An 18,709-nucleotide genomic window follows, 5' to 3' on the forward strand; every position below is an offset into this window, starting at 1 on the left:
TATCAATATTGTATAACCTGAAAACCTAAGTTGGACTTACGTAGTTTATTAGGCATATTTTTCTAAAGTAACAACATTTGTTACTATGTTTTAACATATATGGTTAGTGTAACGTGTAATTTGTTACATCGCCTTAACACTTGTCGGTGACTGACTTTCCTCGTTAATGTGTTATGGAATTACTTAAATACTAGTATGTTACAAACAAAAGGACACAAACTTATGTTACGGAAAGCTGCGTTAACTGTTGCGACTTTATCGATATATTCTGCACTGTTCAGTGCTCAAGCACTTGCTCATGGCTGGTCAGAATATCCAGTAGCGAGACAGAAAATATGTTCAGACCAAGGTGGTATTTGGAGTGGCACGCCACCTAATGCGGCTTGTGCGCAAGCAAAAGACATATCAGGGCCTTACCCATTTGTTCAGAAAAATGAATATTCAATTAATATTAATGACTTTAACAATATTCAAGCAGTTAAAAATGCTATTCCTGATGGAACCTTGTGTTATGCAAATGACCCTCAGAAAAAAGGAATGGGAGCCGCACATTCGGGATGGAATCGAACAAAAGTGCAGGCGGGAACATTCCAGTATGTGTTTAAGGCTACCGCTCAACATAACCCTTCTTTTTGGCAATTTTATTTAACCAAACCGAATGTTGATCTATCTAAACCTCTTGCATGGGATGATCTCGAACTTATTCAAGAAGAAGGCAATATATCTGCAGTTAGTGGTAAGTATCACACTAATGTCACTATTCCAACTGACCGCGTTGGTGATGCTGTGTTGTTCGTACGTTGGCAGCGTATTGATGCCGCAGGCGAGGGCTTTTATAATTGTAGTGACATTACGATTGTGAATAATGATGTAACGCCGCCGCCAGTTGATCCGGACCCGGAGCCTACTTCACCATATCTTGTGCAGGGTAGTACCTTTATTCCACAAAATATTAGCTTAGACTCTGCATCTGTTGGCGATACGGTTAGCTATAAAGTCTTGAATAAAAATAGTGTTGAACATGCTTCATTCTCCCTCGTAATCACAGACGAAAACAAGAATGATTGGGATCGTTTATTGGCTTCAAACGTGAATGGTTGGTATGAATCGACTAACGATGGCAATGTGTTTATTGGCCGTTGGCACGATGAAATGAATCATTATATGTATTTCAAAAATGATTTACATAGCAACTATTTTAATTCGAAAGATTCTCGAGCATCTGGTGAGTTTTCGATAACGACAGAAGATATTGGTATTGATTCGGTCATATTACCTAAGGTGTTAAAAAATCTTGATGGAGCGAGTGTTGAACACGGTGATTATGTTGTGTTGACACACGCTAAAAGTGAAGGTGATACGACTAACGTAGAGTGGTTACAAACCAGTGGTCTACCCGTTCATATGAATATCGGTTCGAATAATGAACTTATTATTAAAACCGCTGATTTACCTAATAGACGTGAGGAGTTTACGTTTAAATTACTGCTCAGTAACAGTAGTGTGACGGATGCAGATGTATATTCTTTTGTGATGGAGCCATCTAAAATAACAGAACCGACAGAACCGACGGAACCAACGGAACCAGATAGTAATACGTGGAGTGCAAGCCAAACCTATACTGCTAAAGAGGTTGTTATCTACGACGGTAAGTCATGGACGGCTCAATGGTGGACTTCTAATGAGGAACCTGGCACGACTGGCCAATGGGGTGTTTGGCGTTAAGCTAAATATACTAAGCCTCATTGTGATGTTTTGATGACATAACGGTGAGGCTTTTTGTTTATATTTCCTATCCTCAATCCTTTATCATGCTCATACCCTATGAACTTAATCTACTCAATTATATATAGTGATTTGAGAATTATGAAAATTTAATAGGTGATTTTTATTGTGCATATAGAATGTATTTTATACATACATATGAAAAAGCATATGCATTGTAATGCTCGTGTCACATGAATAATATTAATTTATATATGGCTAGGCGAATATCTTTAATAATGCTCTTTTAATAGTAATAAATTAGGATTATTTTAGTGATACACAGAATATATTTATTGTTCATTCTTATTGGCTTCCCTAGCATCGTATATTCGAGTACGGATATTTATTTTGAACGTTTCAAACCCAAAGCATGTACGCATGAACAAAAAAATGGTGATTTAGTATTTAACATAGATAACAATCGAATTGATCTTTCTGATGCTGCGTTAACGTGCACGAAAGAAGTCGTAAATAATAAATGGTTTTACCACATTGAATATGATGGCTATGATTTTAATTATGATGATATCAATGACAAACTAGATCTTACGGTCAAAGTCCAAGCATTCATGGATTCCACAGTAGCCTACACTAAGACTGATAATGATTCTTTTGTAAAACTAGGTAAACGCTCAATAGTTAATGATATTAATAATAATTGGAGTGTGGGTAATCATGTTATTAAAAATCAAGAGTCTCTACAATTTTCTATTATAGACGCTAAATTATCTTTAAATGATTATTATGTAAATGATAATAGATTCATAAAGGCTAAGTTGGTTGAACCTGATGCCGGTTATGAGCATAAATATATAATTGGAACAGGAAGTAATTTAGTCAGTGGTGAGTTTAGAAAACCACGAAAAACGATTAAACTTGATTCTAAATTAGCAACAATCACTGGTGCGGGAAGCTCATCAATTAAAAAAGATTTTGCAATTCATAATATAAATTTTAAATTAACAATTATGTCTCGAAATGAAGAGATTATAGATTCTAATTTATCTGATTATTCTTCATATCCATCTGGCTCTACATTCAGTAAAGCATATCCTGAGCAAGATCGTGAATCGACGCATTATCCATCATTTTCTTGGGATCATATACCACGCTGGTTGGCGGTAAGAAAAGCAACGTCATTTACTAATGAAGAGGTTTTGTCTATTAGTAATTACGATATAGTCATGCTTGAAAAAAGTAATCACCAAGGATTAAAGACTGTTGATGCTGGCATATTAGATGCGGCGACGCGATTGAAGCAGATAAATGAAAATTTAACAACACTATTTTATTTTAATGCGAGGGTTCATTATACCGATTATAGCTTTGATCAGGAATTCGAAGATAATAAATGGGATTGGAGTAAAAAAGTAACTGATAATAATAACGTAGAATCAATTTTCATGTTTAAAGATCGTTATTATTATCATGAATTTACATCTCCAGGGATGAGAGCATGGTGGGCAAAAAGTGTACTAGATACAGTCAGTCATCCCCAAATTGATGGCTTATTTATTGATGCAATAGCGAAAACACCAAAAGAAGATTTGAACAACCCTCTATTTGTTAATGGCAAGCCTAATACGGATTTCGCATTATTGGTTGATGATGTCGCAAAAAACTTACCTGGCGATAAGTTATTTATCGGTAATACATTAAGAGCTGAAACAAATAACGGCAGCCGTAGCCACTTGAAATACCAGGATGGTTCATACTTGGAAAGGTGGACGATTCCAATGAAAGGTACATCACCAAAAATGAGCAGTGCAGATGCCATCTCACTCAGTATTCAATTAATGAGAGAAGCATCATCAAAAGGAAAAGTCATTATGCTTCAGAGTTCGCCTGTCACCGACGATCCAATTCCTAATAGTTTAGTTGAGAAAAAAGCGTATTTAGCAAAACACGTTGATTTCCCATTAGCTGTATTTTTGATTGCTGCAGGCGAAAATTCATTCTTTAGTTATCAGTTAGGGGTTAGTGCGGATGAAAAAGTCCAAGATATTTGGAATAGTGATTATATTCCCCAACTTAATCGGCCTCTTGGTCAGCCTTTAACAGAACCTAAGCAGACTGGCTTTATTTATGAAAGGAAGTTTGAATTTGTTGATGTCTGGGTTGATGTTGAAAAAAAGATAGCGCGTTTAACTTGGAAGTAATGAGTTTTCTATTTTCAACGATACTTACTTTAATCTCGGTTCAGAATGTTATTACGAGCACCGTAGGAAGCTTTGTTCTCTGCGGTGAGTGAAGTCGTGGCATGGATTATTCAGGGTTACGACTTACATTATAAATTTTAATTGCAAAACAGCCCAACAATGATGAATAAATTACATCTTAGTTGGGCTGTTGTATATTCGGCTATCGAGTACTACTTATGTACGAGGTTAGCCAACCGCTGGGATCATGTTTGCCATTTGCAAAAACTGCGATGCAATGATCAAACAGCCCATTAAACTTGCAAGCATGAGCGTTACGTTGCCACCGATAACTCTATAACCACTTGCATCTGCTTTACGTTGTTTAGAAACCATAGCAACCGGTAAGAAGATCGCAAGTATAACCAATGCGATAGCTGCGTAACCGAGTGCTGTAATGAAGCCTTGTGGATAAAACAGTGCGAAGGCCAATGGTGGAACAAATGTCACCAGTGCTGTTTTTACACGGTGTGATTTACCGCCCGCGTTAGTACTATCGTCGCTGTCATTGTTACTATTAATTCTAATGTTAGTGCGTTTCATCATGCCTGATAACAAATCAAACAAGCCTAAACTGACACCTAAGAATGAAGTTGCTAAAGCAAGATCTGCAAACACAGAGACAGACTGACTGACTTGCGGCTGTTGTAACACAGAGCTGAGTGATGAAATGAAGCTGGTTAACGAGTTGTTTGCCATTAAAGTCGTTTGGCTTAATACACCTTGCGTTGCGACTTGCCATAGCAGGTAGATAACAAGTGGCGCAGATGCACCGCAGATCATCACTTTCTTTAGTGTTTTAATATCAATACCCACATAACGTACGATTGACGGAATACTGCCGTGGAAACCAAACGAAGTGAAAATCACGGGTAAAGCCGATAACAATAACCCCTGCTGTACAGGCATTTCTAATAGGTTAATCGACTGCACGTGAGGGAATAACAGACTGAGCGTGAGTGCCAAGACGATAATTTTTACGCTAAACAATACACGATTCACGATATCAACCGAGTGCGTGCCAATCGACACCACTGTCGCGACAATGAATGTTAGTAGCACCGCACCAAATTGTGGGGTTAACTCTAAACTCAATAAATCATTTATTTTGTTGGTTAACTGCGAACCGCCCCCGGCAATATACGCAGCACAAAGGGCATAGAATAAGAAGAAAGAAGCAAATGTTGCGAGATATTGACCGGGTTTACCCAGTAAATTTTTTGCAAGCGAGTTAAGGGTCGCATCTTGTTCGGCATGCTGATGTATTTCTAACATCAACAACGCTGTATACGTCATTAATCCCCAGTTCACGATAATCAAAAATGCTGCTGTATAGAAACCTAAACCAGCTGATGCAAGGGGTAAAGCTAACATACCGCCACCAAGTGCGGTACCAGCAACAATAAGGGTACTTCCTACTATCTTACTCACAGTTATAAAACCTTATTCACAGTCATAAAACATTCCATTACGGATTGTAATTAAAAAGTCGTAAACATTTGTTTACGGTAAGTGCCTTAAATATCCATAAACCATTAAGGTATAGCGAGTTTACTTATTTTATATGGGTTAATGCAATGTAATTAGCGTAAAAAGTGTAAATTATATCGTAAAGTAATTTTTACACCTGTCAGTTCTGGTTTTTAATAGTGTTAATTTCTGCTGTCGATTGGTTGGTAGCCTTGTGTGGGCTACGAACTTTAGCAATTACGTAGTACCATAGGGGGTCTTTTATTTGCTCAGATAATAATTCTTTATGTTTAAGTTTTTTGAAAAATGGTCTTCGGCTTTTCCCAAGCATCAGCCTGAACAGCCGCCGCAAGATATTGTGGCATTTTGCCGTTATTATACTCGTGGCTTTGAGTCGCCTTTATTAGTGATGGCTGTATTAAGTGCGATGATTGCTATTTTAGAAGTGTCGTTATTTGGTTTTATGGGGCAACTGGTGGATTGGTTGTCAAATCATGAGCCTCAGAATTTCTTAACTGATGAAAGTACTAACCTCATTGGCCTAAGCGTATTGATACTGGTGGTGATGCCATTGTTGGTATTATTACATTCATTAATCATGCATCAGACATTACTGGGCAATTACCCTATGTCTATCCGCTGGTTAGCACACCGTTATTTATTACGTCAAAGTGTGTCTTTTTTCCAAAGTGATTTTGCAGGTCGTATTGCCACAAAAGTGATGCAAACAGCCTTGTCTGTACGTGAAACCGTGATGAAATTACTGGATGTATTGGTCTATATCTCAGTGTACTTTATTGCAATGCTCGTCATGATTGGGCAGGCTGACATACGACTTATGTTACCTATGCTGGCGTGGTTTATTGGTTTTGTTGCTATCCAATTGTATTTTGTGCCGAAGCTTAAACAGATCTCGACAGAACAAGCTAATGCACGCTCAATGATGACCGGGCGATTAGTCGACAGTTATACCAATATCACCACGGTTAAGTTGTTCTCGCATAACGCTCGTGAGATGGTATATGCCGAAGAATGCATGGACGAATTTCTTGTGACGGTGCATAAACAGATGCGTTTGGTTACGGGATTCACCTTTTGCGTCGAGTTATTAAATTATTTATTACTCTTTGGTGTTGCTGCTATTTCGATCATGCTGTGGTTAGATGCCAGTTTAAGTGTGGGTGTCATTGCTGTCGCGATCAGTTTAGCGTTACGCCTTAACAGTATGTCTAAATGGATCATGTGGGAAATTGGTGGTCTGTTTGAAAATATGGGCACGGTGATTGATGGCATGAATACCTTAGCCAAGCCGATTGATATTGAAGATAAACCAAATGCTAAACCGTTAGCTGTTTCAGCGGGTGAAATAGAGTTTGATAACATTAGTTTTCATTACGGTGAGTCAGCTGGCGTGATTGATAAATTAAACCTCAAGATCAAGCCCGGGGAAAAGGTTGGTCTTGTGGGGCGTTCAGGTGCAGGTAAGTCGACCTTGGTTAACTTGTTAATGCGTTTTCATGATGTGGAAGCGGGGGCGATCAAAATTGATGGGCAAAATATCAGTGATATCCAGCAAGACAGTTTACGCGGTCAGATTGGCATGGTGACACAGGATACCTCCTTATTACATCGTACTATTCGCGATAACATTATGTATGGCGATCCGGACGCGAGTGAAGCGCAATTGCTCCAAGCCACAAAACAAGCATGTGCACATGAGTTTATTAGCACCTTAACAGATACATTTGGTAATAAAGGTTATGACGCACAGGTTGGGGAGCGAGGAGTTAAATTATCGGGTGGTCAACGTCAGCGTATTGCTATCTCTCGCGTGCTATTAAAGGATGCGCCGATTCTGGTGTTAGACGAAGCAACGTCAGCGTTAGACTCTGAAGTTGAAGCTGCCATTCAAGATAGTTTAAATGAACTGATGGACGGTAAAACTGTAATTGCAATTGCGCACCGCTTATCAACAATTGCAGCGATGGATCGTTTGATCATTTTAGATGAAGGTCGTGTTGTAGAGCAGGGATCACATAAAGAACTCTTAGCTAAGCAAGGTATTTATGCACAACTCTGGGCACATCAAACAGGTGGCTTTATCGGTTAAAATACATAATATGCCTTAATTACAGATGCTACGCAGCTCACATATTACTCAATGTGTTGAGCTGCATATACTCATCTACCACACATGCATATCTTCTATAAATCTTGTTGTTATATGAGGGTACCACTTTAGTGTTAATTGCTTTCGTTTCATTTATATCATATTGATTCATATCAATAGTTATTTATACTGCAAGCGTAAAATATTAATAATAATAATTGTTATCATTAGGATTAGGTGAAGATATGAAGTTAGCGCTATTAAACGATGGTGTTGCCGCTAAAATTACTGATATGTCAGGATTACCTGCTGACACGCGAAAGAAGTTAATGGTGATAGGTGTGCTACCTAATACTCAAGTCACATTAATTCGTCGTGCGCCAATGGGGGACCCGTTGCAAATATCTGTGCGTGGAGTTTCGGTTGCGATTCGTAAGCAGTTAGCACAACAGATTGAAGTTGAGGTCGCTTAATGTTGTATCAAATCTTAACTATTGGTAATCCAAATAGTGGTAAAACTACATTATTTAATGCGCTAACAGGGGCAAACCAACGCGTTGGTAACTGGGCTGGTGTGACGGTTGATAAGAAAACCGGGCGATATGGCCATGCGGGTGATGAGTTCTTATTAACCGATTTACCGGGTATTTATGCCTTGGACAGCAGTAACGAAGTGAATAGTGTTGATGAAATGATCGCGTCGAAAGCTGCGTTGGATCATGCGGCAGATCTCATCATTAATATTGTCGATGCTTCGTGCTTAGAGCGTAGTTTATATATGACATTGCAATTGCGCGAGTTAGGTCGTCTAATGGTAGTTGTGTTAAACAAGATGGACGTATTAGCGCGTCAACGCCAAGTGTTAGACGTTAAAAAGTTAGAAAAAGCCCTTGGTTGTCCAGTACTTGCATTATCTGCAAATGCTAAAAACGAAGTGAACAATTTTAAAGAAGATTTACATTCAATCGTACAAAAAGGCGTGGTCACCGTCCCACTTGCGATGGACTACGGAACAGAAATAGAAGCGGCGATTAATGAACTAGACGTTTATTTTATAGATCACGATGCCGCCCCACGTTCGCTCGCCATTCGTGCGCTTGAAAATGATGCGTTAATTGTCGATCTTATTAGTCTTGATGCCTTGATGATGATTGCTGACGTTAAGAATAAAGTCGCAGAGTCAATTGAAACAGATTTCCATATTGCCAACGTTCGATATACCTTTTTACACCAGCTGTGTAATAAAGTGCGTCGTCAGGAAGGTAAGCTAAGCCGTTCATTCAGTGATAAAGTCGACCAAGTTGTGCTGAATAAGTACATTGGTATACCATTCTTTTTTGCGGTGATGTACTTAATGTTTATGTTTTCCATCAATATTGGTGGTGCATTCATCGATTTCTTTGATATCAGCTTTGGCAGCATACTTGTTGATGGCGGACACTATTTATTAGATGGGTTACTGCCTGTTTGGCTCGTTACTATCATTGCTAATGGTATTGGTGGCGGTATCCAAACAGTTGCAACCTTTATTCCCGTAATTGGCTGTTTATATTTATTTTTGTCGTTACTTGAAAGCTCGGGTTACATGGCGCGTGCAGCGTTTGTGCTTGATAAAGTAATGCAACGAATTGGCCTCCCTGGTAAAGCATTTGTCCCATTGGTATTGGGCTTTGGCTGCAACGTACCTGCTATTATGGCTACTCGTACACTCGAACATGAGCGTGAACGTCGTTTAGCTGCGGCAATGGCACCGTTTATGTCATGTGGCGCGCGATTACCTGTGTATGCATTATTCTCGGCGGCATTTTTTCCTGAACATGGCCAAAATATTGTATTTGCGTTATACATTATTGGCATTTTAGTGGCAGTATTTACTGGGCTAATATTACGCTGGAGCTTGTATCCTGGCCGCAGTGATAGCTTTATTATGGAAATGCCGGATTACGAATTACCGACAATGCAGAATATGCTTATCATCACTTGGCAAAAACTAAAACGTTTTGTGTTTGGTGCGGGTAAAACCATTGTATTAGTTGTCGCATTTTTAAGTTTCTTTAATTCATTAGGGACTGATGGTAGTTTTGGTAATGAAGAAACTGAAAGTTCAGTATTATCGCAAGTTGCACAAGTGGCAACGCCGTTACTTGCACCTATCGGTATTAAAGCAGATAACTGGCAAGCAACCGTGGGTATTATTACGGGGATTTTTGCTAAAGAAGCGGTTATCGGCACGTTAAATAGTCTGTATTCAAGTGCAGAGGAAGATGATGCTGAATTTGATTTATTAGCCAGTTTACAAGACGCTATATTATCAATCCCGGCTAATTTAGCGGATTTAAGTTATTCAGATCCATTGGGTGTTGATGTGGGGGATTTAACGGATATGAACGCGGTTGCTGACGATCAAGAAGTGGATGTGACAATCTTTGGTAATTTGAAAGAGAGCTTCAGTTCTGACGCTGCTGCTTTTGCATTCTTATTATTTATTCTTTTATACACACCTTGTGCTGCGGCAATGGGCGCTTATGTACGCGAATTTGGTCGTCCATTTGCTGTTTTCATTGCTGGCTGGACTATGTTCTTAGGTTATTTTGTTGCCACTATGTACTACCAAATCGTTGAGTTTGCAGCACATCCGACATCAAGTATGGGCTGGATAGGCTTCTTCAGTGTGTTGATGTGCGTTGTTATTGCACTACTGAAAAAACAAGGTAATAAATTAAAACTACAAGAGGAACAGGGTCAATATGATTTTAACACGTCTGAAAGATCATCTTGTTGTTAATGGTAGAACCAATAGAACTGAGCTAGCCAAAATATTTGGAATTAGTGAAGACGGTATCGATGCGATGCTGACACTTTGGGTAGCGAAAGGAAAAATATCAACAACAGTCAGCGAACGTCCTCGACTTGGACAATTAAACTGCGATGTTTACTATCGCTGGAATGAAGAGTATGAACTTGCCGTTACTGTTATTAACTAAGCAGTGTTGTTGACCTAGGCCCGAACTCATATTATCAATAAAAAGGTAAATACTTGACTAAAGAAGTCGGGTATTTGCCTTTTGTCAATTACGGACCTTTTATGATCACATATACTTAATCTAAATTACTATTTAAAGGTTAAATTAATGCAAATTACAGACTTGGCGGCGGAACAAAAAATTCTCCCAGTATTACGTCTTGGCTTTCGCCCTTTTTTCTTAGCAGGCGCTTTGTTCAGTATGGTTGCATTGCTGTTATGGGGTGCAATGTTGTCTGGTTATATAACATTTCAGCCTTACGGTGGCGGCTTGTGGTGGCATATACATGAAATGTTGTTCGGTTTTGGCTGTGCAATAGTTGCAGGTTTCTTGTTAACCGCGATCCAGAATTGGACTGGGGTTCGTGGTATTTCGGGATTACCCTTACTTTGTTTATTCATGCTTTGGCTGGCTGGTAGAATTGTTTTACTTTTACCCATGTCATTAAATTATTACGTTATCATGTTGATTGATTTAAGCTTTCTACCCGTAGTTGCTTATGTTTTAGCCAAACCCTTGTTAAAAATAAAACAGTACCGAAATTTATTTTTTGTACCTTTATTAGTTTTATTTACCTTGGCAAATATTGAAATGCATTTGGCTAAATTAGGTTTAGCTAACATGACTGTCAACCAAGCTGCTTATGCATCTGTAATGCTAATGGCATTTTTAATGTCGGTGATGGCTGGTCGTGTTGTGCCGATGTTTACTGCCAACGGGACTAAAACTGCAAAAGTATTACCACTTCCTTGGTTGGAAAAATTATCAGCAGGCAGTTTAGGTGTTATTACCCTACTGTTATTAATTCACCCTTTATTTTCTGTTCCTAAGTCTGTATTTGGTATCTTATTTATTCTCGCTGCATGTTGCCAAGCCATTCGCTGGTATCGCTGGAAGCCTTGGATTACCTTGGGTGTGCCGCTGTTGTGGTCTATCCATGGTTCGTTATTTTTTATCTGGGTAGGACTATTTACCATAGGCATGAGTTACTTTATTAATGTCCCAATTGTTAATCATTTGTGGCATTTAATTACAATTGGCGGTATGGGCGGACTAATTTTGGCTATGATCTCACGTGTTTCACTAGGTCATACAGGACGTATGTTGCAACAGCCTAAAGCGATGTTCTTGGCATTTTTGAGTATTTTTATCGCGGTCATAATACGTGTAATAGGCCCTATTTTTTGGATGCAGTATTATATTACCTTTATCAATTTGAGCATTGTATTTTGGTTAATTTCATTTGGGTTGTTTGCTTATCATTACGCGCCGATGTTGTTTAGAGCGCGACAGGATGGCCGTCCAGGTTAGAACCGTTTGACAGCTAAACAAGGTTTATATAAAGTGGCGGGCATGTGCCACCTAAAATGAACTTAATTATGGATTTACTCCAGTTTTACAAGTGCTTAGCAGATGATACTAGATTGAAAAGTCTATTGTTAATACTGAAAGAAAATGAATTATGTGTGTGTGAATTAACGCATGCATTAGAACAAAGCCAGCCAAAGATATCACGCCATTTGGCCCTGTTACGTCAGAAAAAATTAGTCATTGACCGACGACAGGGCCAATGGGTGCATTATAAAATTAACCCTAATGTCCCTGACTGGGCACAAGAAATATTGTCACTTACATTAGCGAATAACTCGAATAGTCTTCAACAAGAAGTACAGCGTTTAGGTACAATGACATGTCGCCCTAATCGTGAAGAATTATGTAATTAACTTAAAGTAAACATTCAATACATTCATTTAATATTATTTTTTAAGCATGCCCCTGCCAGGATAACTTGCTGTTTTAAATTTATATTTGGCGATATTAACCCCAATAAAACGAGACTACGTGTCACCTTGTTATGTTACTATGGTAGTGAACCATAAACAGGGATGATTAATGAATAACATGACTAGTCACGCACTTGATGCGTATTTTGATGAATTACAAAGATTTAGCCAGCTACTGTCTAAACAGGAAGAATACGACACAGCTGTGGCTGCAGCCAATGGGGATAAATCTGCTCGAGACACTATGATCCAATCAAATTTGAAATTGGTTCTTATGGTGGCGAAGAAGTATAAAAATTATTCACTTGATTGGGATGAGATCATTCAAGAGGGTAATACCGGCTTAATGCATGCGGTAGATAAGTTCGACCCAGAACGTGGTTGCCGATTTTCAACCTATGCAGTGTGGTGGATAAGAAATAATATCGAACAGTATATTATGAACCATTCTCGAACTATCCGTATACCCATTCATGTTACACGCGTCTACAAACAAATATTGAAAGCTTCATCTGAACTTGGCCTTGATCTTGATACCAATGAAGGTATTACCAAAATTTCCCAAGAACTCAAAATATCACCTCGTAAAGTACTGAATATATTAGGTCATTATTTTAATGAAGGATCTTTAGATAAAGAGATCCGCGGTGGTGATAATTTATTGGCCAGTCTAAAAGATTTGGTTGCAGCTGAAGTTAATTGCCAGCCTGATATTCGTTATGAAAAATGTGATTATTATGAATATATGGACGCATTATTAGAATACCTACCGGTTCGTAGTCAAAACATTATTCGTTTACGCTTTGGTTTTAAAGGGCAGGACCCAATGAGCTTAGAAGCCATTGCACAGTTAATGGGTATTTCCCGCGAACGTGTAAGACAAATTATTCGTAATGGACTGAGCCAAGTTAGAGAACAATTATGTGCGAATGACTTGGTAAAAGAAGATTTTGATTTTGAAGCAGATTCTATTTGTACGACAAGTATTTAATGATAATAAGGTCAGCTATAGATAAAATGGCTGACCTTATTTGCTGTTAGCCGTTAATGAATGACGGTTACTATGCCTTGAATGCCATATTCAGTAAGGCAATTAATTTAGCTGGGTCATTTTGTGTCTGTGTTATCTCACCTAAAGTGACAGCTTGTTCTGGGTTCACAGAAATAGTGATACTTTTCGGATCATTAATAAATTTAACAAATGTTGCAGCCGCATTTTTCGCAAGCTTTATCTCTGCATCACTTAGCTCATTATTCTTGTTTTCAAGATCTGCCGCAAGCAGGTTATTTACCTTATCTGATACACGCTGTTTTAATTCTTCAACACTGATATCTGACGTTTGCGCTTCTTGTTTAAGCAGGCGCTGAATAAATGATTGGTCTGTGTAAGTAAACGTAGCAGTATTTAGCTGATAGTTCGGGTAAGAGAATAATAGGCTAATTGGCTGCTTCGGATCAAATTGGAAGTTAGCTAAGTTAAGCGAGTATTCCATTTTACCCATGTCTTGTGCACTTAGACCAAGCTCTAAATCCATTACGTCATTAACGTAAGTGTATTTTGTTGATAGGCTGATTAACATATCATCCGTATAACCAAGTTCTTTAAGCTGTTCTGCTGTTTGTGGTTCTATATCATCAATGCTAATTGAAATCCCGTTTAATGCGATGTCTAACGCGGCAGGGAATTCTGATTCTACATCAAACTTATTAATGGTTATTTCATTAATAGTGACAGGACTTGCGCTGCCATCAACAGGGCTTAGCACTACGTTATGTAATTGAATTTTCTGGGTGATAGGTTCAACACTTAGATCGCCATATTTAACATCAATCATAGGTTTCATTTCGATGATCTTTGCATCAAGTTGTTTTTCTACTTTGTCTGTCATATAAAACTTACCGCCAGCATAACTTGCTGCAAGTCCGGCGATAACCACGCCTGAAATTAATTTAATATTCATGATGTCACTTATTGGTTGGGTTGATTTTATTAGATGTAATTAAAAATACATATTACTGAGTAGATTATGTATTGGTTACCAAATGATTGGAATAGTTCAGTGGAATTTAAATAAAAAAACGAAGGTTTATCACTAAACCTTCGTTTGTTATGAGCAATTGCTCAGTCTATTGTTTGATTATTGGCTTAATCAGTCGTTAAGGAACTGATTTAGGGTCAAGTAAACTGTTATCAATATTGCCGATAGTACTGCCATCACCAGTTAGGAAGTTAGTGATATGGCTCTGTAGTTCATTGGTAGTATTTGTATCAGCATTAGGATGATCTGCATGACCTGTATAATCTAGAATCACAGAACTATGTTCACCAGCAAGGAATAATGCCGCTTTCTTATTTGTGTCTGTAAACGTATAAATATTTTTAAGTTTAAGTTGCGTCATTAGTGGTTCAGTACCAGCAATTGGCGAGTAAGCTGCTGCATAGCCAGCTTTCGGATCTAGGAAATTCGGAATTACCGAGTCACCTTTTACTTGTGCTAAGTAAACCGGTGTATCCTTAATTTTACGCGCTAAAGCGAATGGATCTGCCGTTTCAAGAACGGTCTGAGCGGCGACAGCAAAGCTTTGGAATGTAGCATCAATTTTCGTTTGAGTTCCTGGCTTAAGGAGTTCTATATAATCATAATAGCCATTAAAACATGCCTTATTATCTTTAAGTGGTTTGTCAGTGTCAGGGTTATTCACTGGATCAGGATCGCACTGGTTCCCAACAAAATTTATATAGCCATTACTATATTTATCCTGCGTATCACTTGCCGCCATTAAACCATGTTTAACAGTGCCACCAAACTCTTCAGAATTAAGTAGTAAGTATGGAATACCGCCACCTGGATTAGCAAATGCTGCTTTGTCTATTTTAAAGTATTGATCGCCATCACCAACGACACCGTCATTATTCGAGTCAGGTAAAGGTCTGTCTATAGTAGCTTGCAAGCTAATACCTGTCATAGCACCGAGAGAATGGCCAAAGAAACTAACTTTAGATGTATCAAGAACATCTAATTCTGTACCTGGTGTTGTAACGATCAGGTTAAGACCTGCACGTAAGCCGATTAGATCTGCAACAGCTTGACGTAAGTTATCACGAGCAACAGGTAAGTAAGTAAAGTTCATGAAAACGTCAGCATGTGCTTCATTTGTGACTGTGTCATCACTTAGTTTGCGTTCGCCGTGTAGTGGTAAGTCTATTGCCAATATCGCATAGCCCTTAGCTGCAAGCGCAGCGCCGGATGCTAGAATGTTTTCTTTGATTGATGTGATGCCATGTTGATATATGACTACTGGAACTTTCGTTCCTACGGGCACATTTCTTGGAGTAATTAATAAGAAGTTAACCTTTTCAACAGATTTTACTTGTGGGAGAGGGCTGTACTTAGTAATGAGACGTTCAGAATCAAGCGGTTCACCATTAAGTTTGAATGATTTACCAACAAGCTTCAGCTGCTCCGTAGGATCTGCAAGCTTGGCTGGATCAATTCCCGCCGCTCTTAACTGCTTGACAAGATCTAATTTTTCTTTATCAGACCCTGAAGTTAATACACCATTGATAATAGCTAAGCTCGGCATCGCACTTTGCCATGGAGTCTTCTTCCATTTTTCATCTGTTACACCTCGTTCTAAGAACGAAGGTAATTCAATAACACCTGTGTGCCCTTTTATCACAGCATCTAGAGGACCAAGCGGTTTAGGTGTTAGTCCTGATAGTTTATATAATTTGCTTAAGTCTGAGTTATTTGGATTTGCGCCATCTTTCCAGAGATTTTTACCAGCAAGTGCTGATGCTGTGGCCATTTTCACGCTATATAGCGCTTCACCAGCCGATGAAGTGGTAAACCAGCTTGAATAAATGATGTTTTCATAATCAGCGATGCCATAAGCATCCATCAGGCCTTCAACTTGCAATACTATTTTTTGTGGTATTTCTAGCTTACTGCCAGTTTGATCAATTTGTTTGTTTTTTAAAGCTGCGTAGCTAGTCGACATACCCAGTTTTTGACCTGAACTATCAACTAAGGCATCAGTAATCGCATAAATATAGTCACTGCCGTGCTCTAGACTGCCTTTTAGTGGTAAGACAGCCAGTGAAGTACCCGTTGAGATAACGGTATAATCAACACCTGCTGTTAACGCTACAGGGTTACTCATAACGTTTGCTCTTGATACATCGACTTTTGCGATTTTCACAGCAGCGTGAAGGAGTGCTGAGTCTGTTGTTAGGGTTACACCAGTTGGTAAATCGAGCTTGATAATGAAAGGTTGTGTTGGGCTCCAACCATCTGTATCACCCATTGCTACCGCTGGATTTGCACGTGTTTTATCGTCATCTTTATCGATTGGAATATTCAACGTTCCATCAGACGTATCCATTAATAAATTAGTTGGTGTTGATACTGTTTTCTTTGTAGAAATTAAATCAAATGCGATACTTGATTGACGGTTAAGTGAATCTTTAATTGTGTCATCGATACGGAGGTCTGTTGAATCATCACCGCAGGCTGTTAATCCAAGTATGCTTGCTATAGCAAGAGCTAGAATTTTCTTATTTTTCATTGATAACTCCGAATTTTAAATATAATAATGGTGCACTTAGAGAATGAGTTAAATGGGGATTTGTCTGCGGAATACATTCTGCGGTTATATTAAATCTATGCATTTACTCTCCTTGTAATCTGCTGATTTCAATTAACTATTTTCAATTACACAGTAACTTTAATTTTAATTAAGCATTTGTATTACTTAATTTATTTTGTGCATTGTTATCTAATTATGACGAAAATTAGGTCTGACCAGTTAAGTTGATTAGCTGAGATTCTAGAACATTCATACTTAAGTGTTAACAGGTTGTCACGTTTTGTGTGAGATGACGCAATTTGCGATCACGCTATTATTTGGTGGGAAATGGATTTTATAAATATTTATTGTTTTGGATTAAATTAGCTAAGGTAAATAAAATCAAATGCTTACCTATTGCTGTTATTGTGCGTGATTCTTGGTTACATAGATTTACACTCTGATGCTAATCAATATGTGGTAATTAACATATTCGCAACACTGGTCACATTTTTGTTTATTCTGGCATTGTGTTTTTTATAGGCAATACGATTAACTATCATTACTTGATTTGTATTCACTCGCTTATTTATACTGACTATCTATTCGTTATCGACATCATGAGTGTTATGGCTTTATTACTTGAACTAACTAAACTGTCTACGCCTTACATTATTATTATCCGTGGTATACCTGGTTCGGGTAAATCAACACTTGCGCAACGTTATATCCAACTCACTCCAGATGTTGTTCATTGTGAAGCGGACCATTACTTTATTAATAAGCAAGGTAAGTATAGCTACAATGGAAGCAAGATGAAGCTAGCTCATCAATACTGTCAACAAACTATGCGCAATGCGTTAGGTAAAGGGCAATCAGTGATTGTGAGTAACACGACAATTAAGCGGTGGGAGTTAACGGCATTGCTGGACATTGCTGCTAGCTATAACATCGTTCCTTATATCATTCATTGTTGTGGTGAATTCACGAACACTCATCATGTGCCAGCTGACGTCGTGGCAAAAATGGCGTTGAATTATGAACCTTATCCTGATGAAATCCGTTATATTCCAACTTAAAAATACTATCTCTTAAAATGAAGTAAGCTTTATGCCTTTTTTGGGGAGAACCTTGTCATTGCGATGAAATAATCCTCGCTGTTATGAGCTTATATCACTGTCATTATCTGCCTGTAATGCCATCCATTTTGGAAATTACCAAAATGGATGATTTTGACGCTATAACTTACTGCAAACCGTTATTTCTGTCATATATCTGCAATAAAACTGAAATATAATAAATACGCGAAATTGGTATCGCATAACAGCTATAAAAGGCAAAGTAATGAAGCAAGTTTTGGAAGTATTTTGGCAGTTTTTTACATTGGGGTGGATCAGTTTTGGTGGCCCAGCTGCACATATCGGTTATTTCGAGAAAACATTCGTTCAAAAATTAAAATGGATAGATAGCGAAAGCTATGCAAGATTAATTTCGTTAAGTCAGTTTTTACCTGCCCAGGTTCAAGTCAGATAGGTTTTGCAATTGGTTTACGTCGTGCAGGTGTTATCGGTGGTTTTACCGCGTTCATAGCATTCACATTTCCTTCGGTTCTGTTGCTTTATATTCTAGCAACAACCAATGCGACACAAGATGCTGTATGGTTAGTGAGTATGACCCACGGGCTGAAATTATTAGCAGTTGTCGTTGTTGCTGATGCGACGCTAAATATGTACAAAGGTTTCTGTAAAGAGCGCACTACGATCACAATTTGTGTGGTAACGGCGGTGG

15 protein-coding genes are annotated in these 18,709 nt (G+C 38.4%); 12 read left to right on the forward strand and 3 right to left on the reverse strand.

Going from position 1 to position 18,709, the window contains the following annotated elements:
• The first annotated feature begins 222 nt into the window (after positions 1-222).
• A complete protein-coding gene (locus BT797_RS06975; RefSeq protein WP_075471443.1) occupies positions 223-1,725 on the forward strand; it encodes a lytic polysaccharide monooxygenase in 1,503 nt (500 codons plus the stop codon).
• Positions 1,726-2,039: 314 nt separating this feature from the next.
• A complete protein-coding gene (locus BT797_RS06980; RefSeq protein WP_075471445.1) occupies positions 2,040-3,926 on the forward strand; it encodes a putative glycoside hydrolase in 1,887 nt (628 codons plus the stop codon).
• A 228-nt stretch (positions 3,927-4,154) separates the two neighbouring features.
• On the opposite strand, the gene BT797_RS06985 is transcribed toward BT797_RS06980, so the two are convergent.
• On the reverse strand, positions 4,155-5,402 hold the full coding sequence (locus BT797_RS06985; protein WP_045110071.1) for an aromatic amino acid transport family protein: 1,248 nt from the start codon (positions 5,400-5,402) through the stop codon (positions 4,155-4,157).
• Between the two features lie 319 nt (positions 5,403-5,721).
• Between BT797_RS06985 and BT797_RS06990 the strand changes: the two genes are divergently transcribed.
• The 7 genes from BT797_RS06990 (at position 5,722) to BT797_RS07020 (ending at position 13,343) form a co-directional block, all read left to right on the forward strand.
• Positions 5,722-7,545, forward strand: a complete 1,824-nt coding sequence (locus BT797_RS06990) for an ABC transporter ATP-binding protein (protein WP_045110072.1) — start codon at positions 5,722-5,724, stop codon at positions 7,543-7,545.
• Between the two features lie 245 nt (positions 7,546-7,790).
• Positions 7,791-8,018: a FeoA family protein gene (locus BT797_RS06995; protein ID WP_045110073.1), complete on the forward strand. Its 228-nt coding sequence runs from the start codon at positions 7,791-7,793 to the stop codon at positions 8,016-8,018.
• Positions 8,018-10,330 carry a Fe(2+) transporter permease subunit FeoB gene (gene feoB, locus BT797_RS07000; RefSeq protein WP_075471447.1) on the forward strand — a complete coding sequence of 771 codons (2,313 nt, stop codon included), beginning with the start codon at positions 8,018-8,020 and terminating at the stop codon, positions 10,328-10,330. Before BT797_RS06995 ends, feoB begins: the two co-directional genes overlap by 1 nt.
• Positions 10,293-10,529 carry a FeoC-like transcriptional regulator gene (locus tag BT797_RS07005; RefSeq protein ID WP_045110075.1) on the forward strand — a complete coding sequence of 79 codons (237 nt, stop codon included), beginning with the start codon at positions 10,293-10,295 and terminating at the stop codon, positions 10,527-10,529. The genes feoB and BT797_RS07005 overlap by 38 nt, the downstream gene beginning before the upstream one ends.
• Positions 10,530-10,676: 147 nt before the next feature.
• Positions 10,677-11,879: an NnrS family protein gene (locus tag BT797_RS07010; RefSeq protein ID WP_045110076.1), complete on the forward strand. Its 1,203-nt coding sequence runs from the start codon at positions 10,677-10,679 to the stop codon at positions 11,877-11,879.
• A gap of 68 nt (positions 11,880-11,947) precedes the next feature.
• Positions 11,948-12,292: a metalloregulator ArsR/SmtB family transcription factor gene (locus BT797_RS07015; RefSeq protein ID WP_045112490.1), complete on the forward strand. Its 345-nt coding sequence runs from the start codon at positions 11,948-11,950 to the stop codon at positions 12,290-12,292.
• 169 nt (positions 12,293-12,461) lie between these two features.
• Entirely contained in the window at positions 12,462-13,343 is an 882-nt protein-coding gene (locus BT797_RS07020; RefSeq protein WP_075471448.1) for a sigma-70 family RNA polymerase sigma factor, read from the forward strand.
• 70 nt (positions 13,344-13,413) lie between these two features.
• Here the strand turns inward: BT797_RS07020 and BT797_RS07025 are convergent, their stop codons facing one another.
• Both BT797_RS07025 and BT797_RS07030 read right to left on the reverse strand, forming a co-directional pair.
• On the reverse strand, positions 13,414-14,313 hold the full coding sequence (locus BT797_RS07025; protein ID WP_045110078.1) for a hypothetical protein: 900 nt from the start codon (positions 14,311-14,313) through the stop codon (positions 13,414-13,416).
• Positions 14,314-14,509: 196 nt separating this feature from the next.
• The gene (locus BT797_RS07030; protein WP_075471450.1) at positions 14,510-16,921 is read right to left on the reverse strand and encodes a VolA/Pla-1 family phospholipase; all 2,412 of its coding nucleotides are present in this window, start codon (positions 16,919-16,921) and stop codon (positions 14,510-14,512) included.
• Between the two features lie 629 nt (positions 16,922-17,550).
• On the opposite strand from BT797_RS07030, the gene BT797_RS07035 reads away from it, so the two are divergent.
• The 3 genes from BT797_RS07035 to BT797_RS24550 form a co-directional block, all read left to right on the forward strand.
• Entirely contained in the window at positions 17,551-18,000 is a 450-nt protein-coding gene (locus BT797_RS07035) for an AAA family ATPase (RefSeq protein WP_244534288.1), read from the forward strand.
• Positions 18,001-18,265: 265 nt separating this feature from the next.
• On the forward strand, positions 18,266-18,454 hold the full coding sequence (locus BT797_RS24545; protein WP_280522437.1) for a chromate transporter: 189 nt from the start codon (positions 18,266-18,268) through the stop codon (positions 18,452-18,454).
• Positions 18,455-18,486: 32 nt separating this feature from the next.
• Positions 18,487-18,709, forward strand: a 223-nt coding sequence (locus tag BT797_RS24550; RefSeq protein WP_339391040.1) for a chromate transporter, incomplete at its 3' end; no start/stop codon positions are given.

This window comes from Moritella viscosa, assembly GCF_900120065.1.
In the GTDB taxonomy this organism is placed as follows: domain Bacteria; phylum Pseudomonadota; class Gammaproteobacteria; order Enterobacterales; family Moritellaceae; genus Moritella; species Moritella viscosa.

Excerpts from the sequence above, each read along its gene's own strand:
- BT797_RS06990 (WP_045110072.1), top strand. The coding sequence starts at position 5,722 with ATGTTTAAGTTTTTTGAAAAATGGTCTTCGGCTTTTCCCAAGCATCAG.
- BT797_RS07030 (WP_075471450.1), bottom strand. The coding sequence starts at position 16,921 with ATGAAAAATAAGAAAATTCTAGCTCTTGCTATAGCAAGCATACTTGGA.
- BT797_RS07005 (WP_045110075.1), top strand. The coding sequence starts at position 10,293 with ATGATTTTAACACGTCTGAAAGATCATCTTGTTGTTAATGGTAGAACC.
- BT797_RS07020 (WP_075471448.1), top strand. The coding sequence starts at position 12,462 with ATGAATAACATGACTAGTCACGCACTTGATGCGTATTTTGATGAATTA.
- BT797_RS07035 (WP_244534288.1), top strand. The coding sequence starts at position 17,551 with ATGGCTTTATTACTTGAACTAACTAAACTGTCTACGCCTTACATTATT.
- BT797_RS07025 (WP_045110078.1), bottom strand. The coding sequence starts at position 14,313 with ATGAATATTAAATTAATTTCAGGCGTGGTTATCGCCGGACTTGCAGCA.
- BT797_RS07015 (WP_045112490.1), top strand. The coding sequence starts at position 11,948 with ATGGATTTACTCCAGTTTTACAAGTGCTTAGCAGATGATACTAGATTG.
- BT797_RS06975 (WP_075471443.1), top strand. The coding sequence starts at position 223 with ATGTTACGGAAAGCTGCGTTAACTGTTGCGACTTTATCGATATATTCT.
- BT797_RS07010 (WP_045110076.1), top strand. The coding sequence starts at position 10,677 with ATGCAAATTACAGACTTGGCGGCGGAACAAAAAATTCTCCCAGTATTA.
- BT797_RS24545 (WP_280522437.1), top strand. The coding sequence starts at position 18,266 with ATGAAGCAAGTTTTGGAAGTATTTTGGCAGTTTTTTACATTGGGGTGG.
- feoB (WP_075471447.1), top strand. The coding sequence starts at position 8,018 with ATGTTGTATCAAATCTTAACTATTGGTAATCCAAATAGTGGTAAAACT.
- BT797_RS06995 (WP_045110073.1), top strand. The coding sequence starts at position 7,791 with ATGAAGTTAGCGCTATTAAACGATGGTGTTGCCGCTAAAATTACTGAT.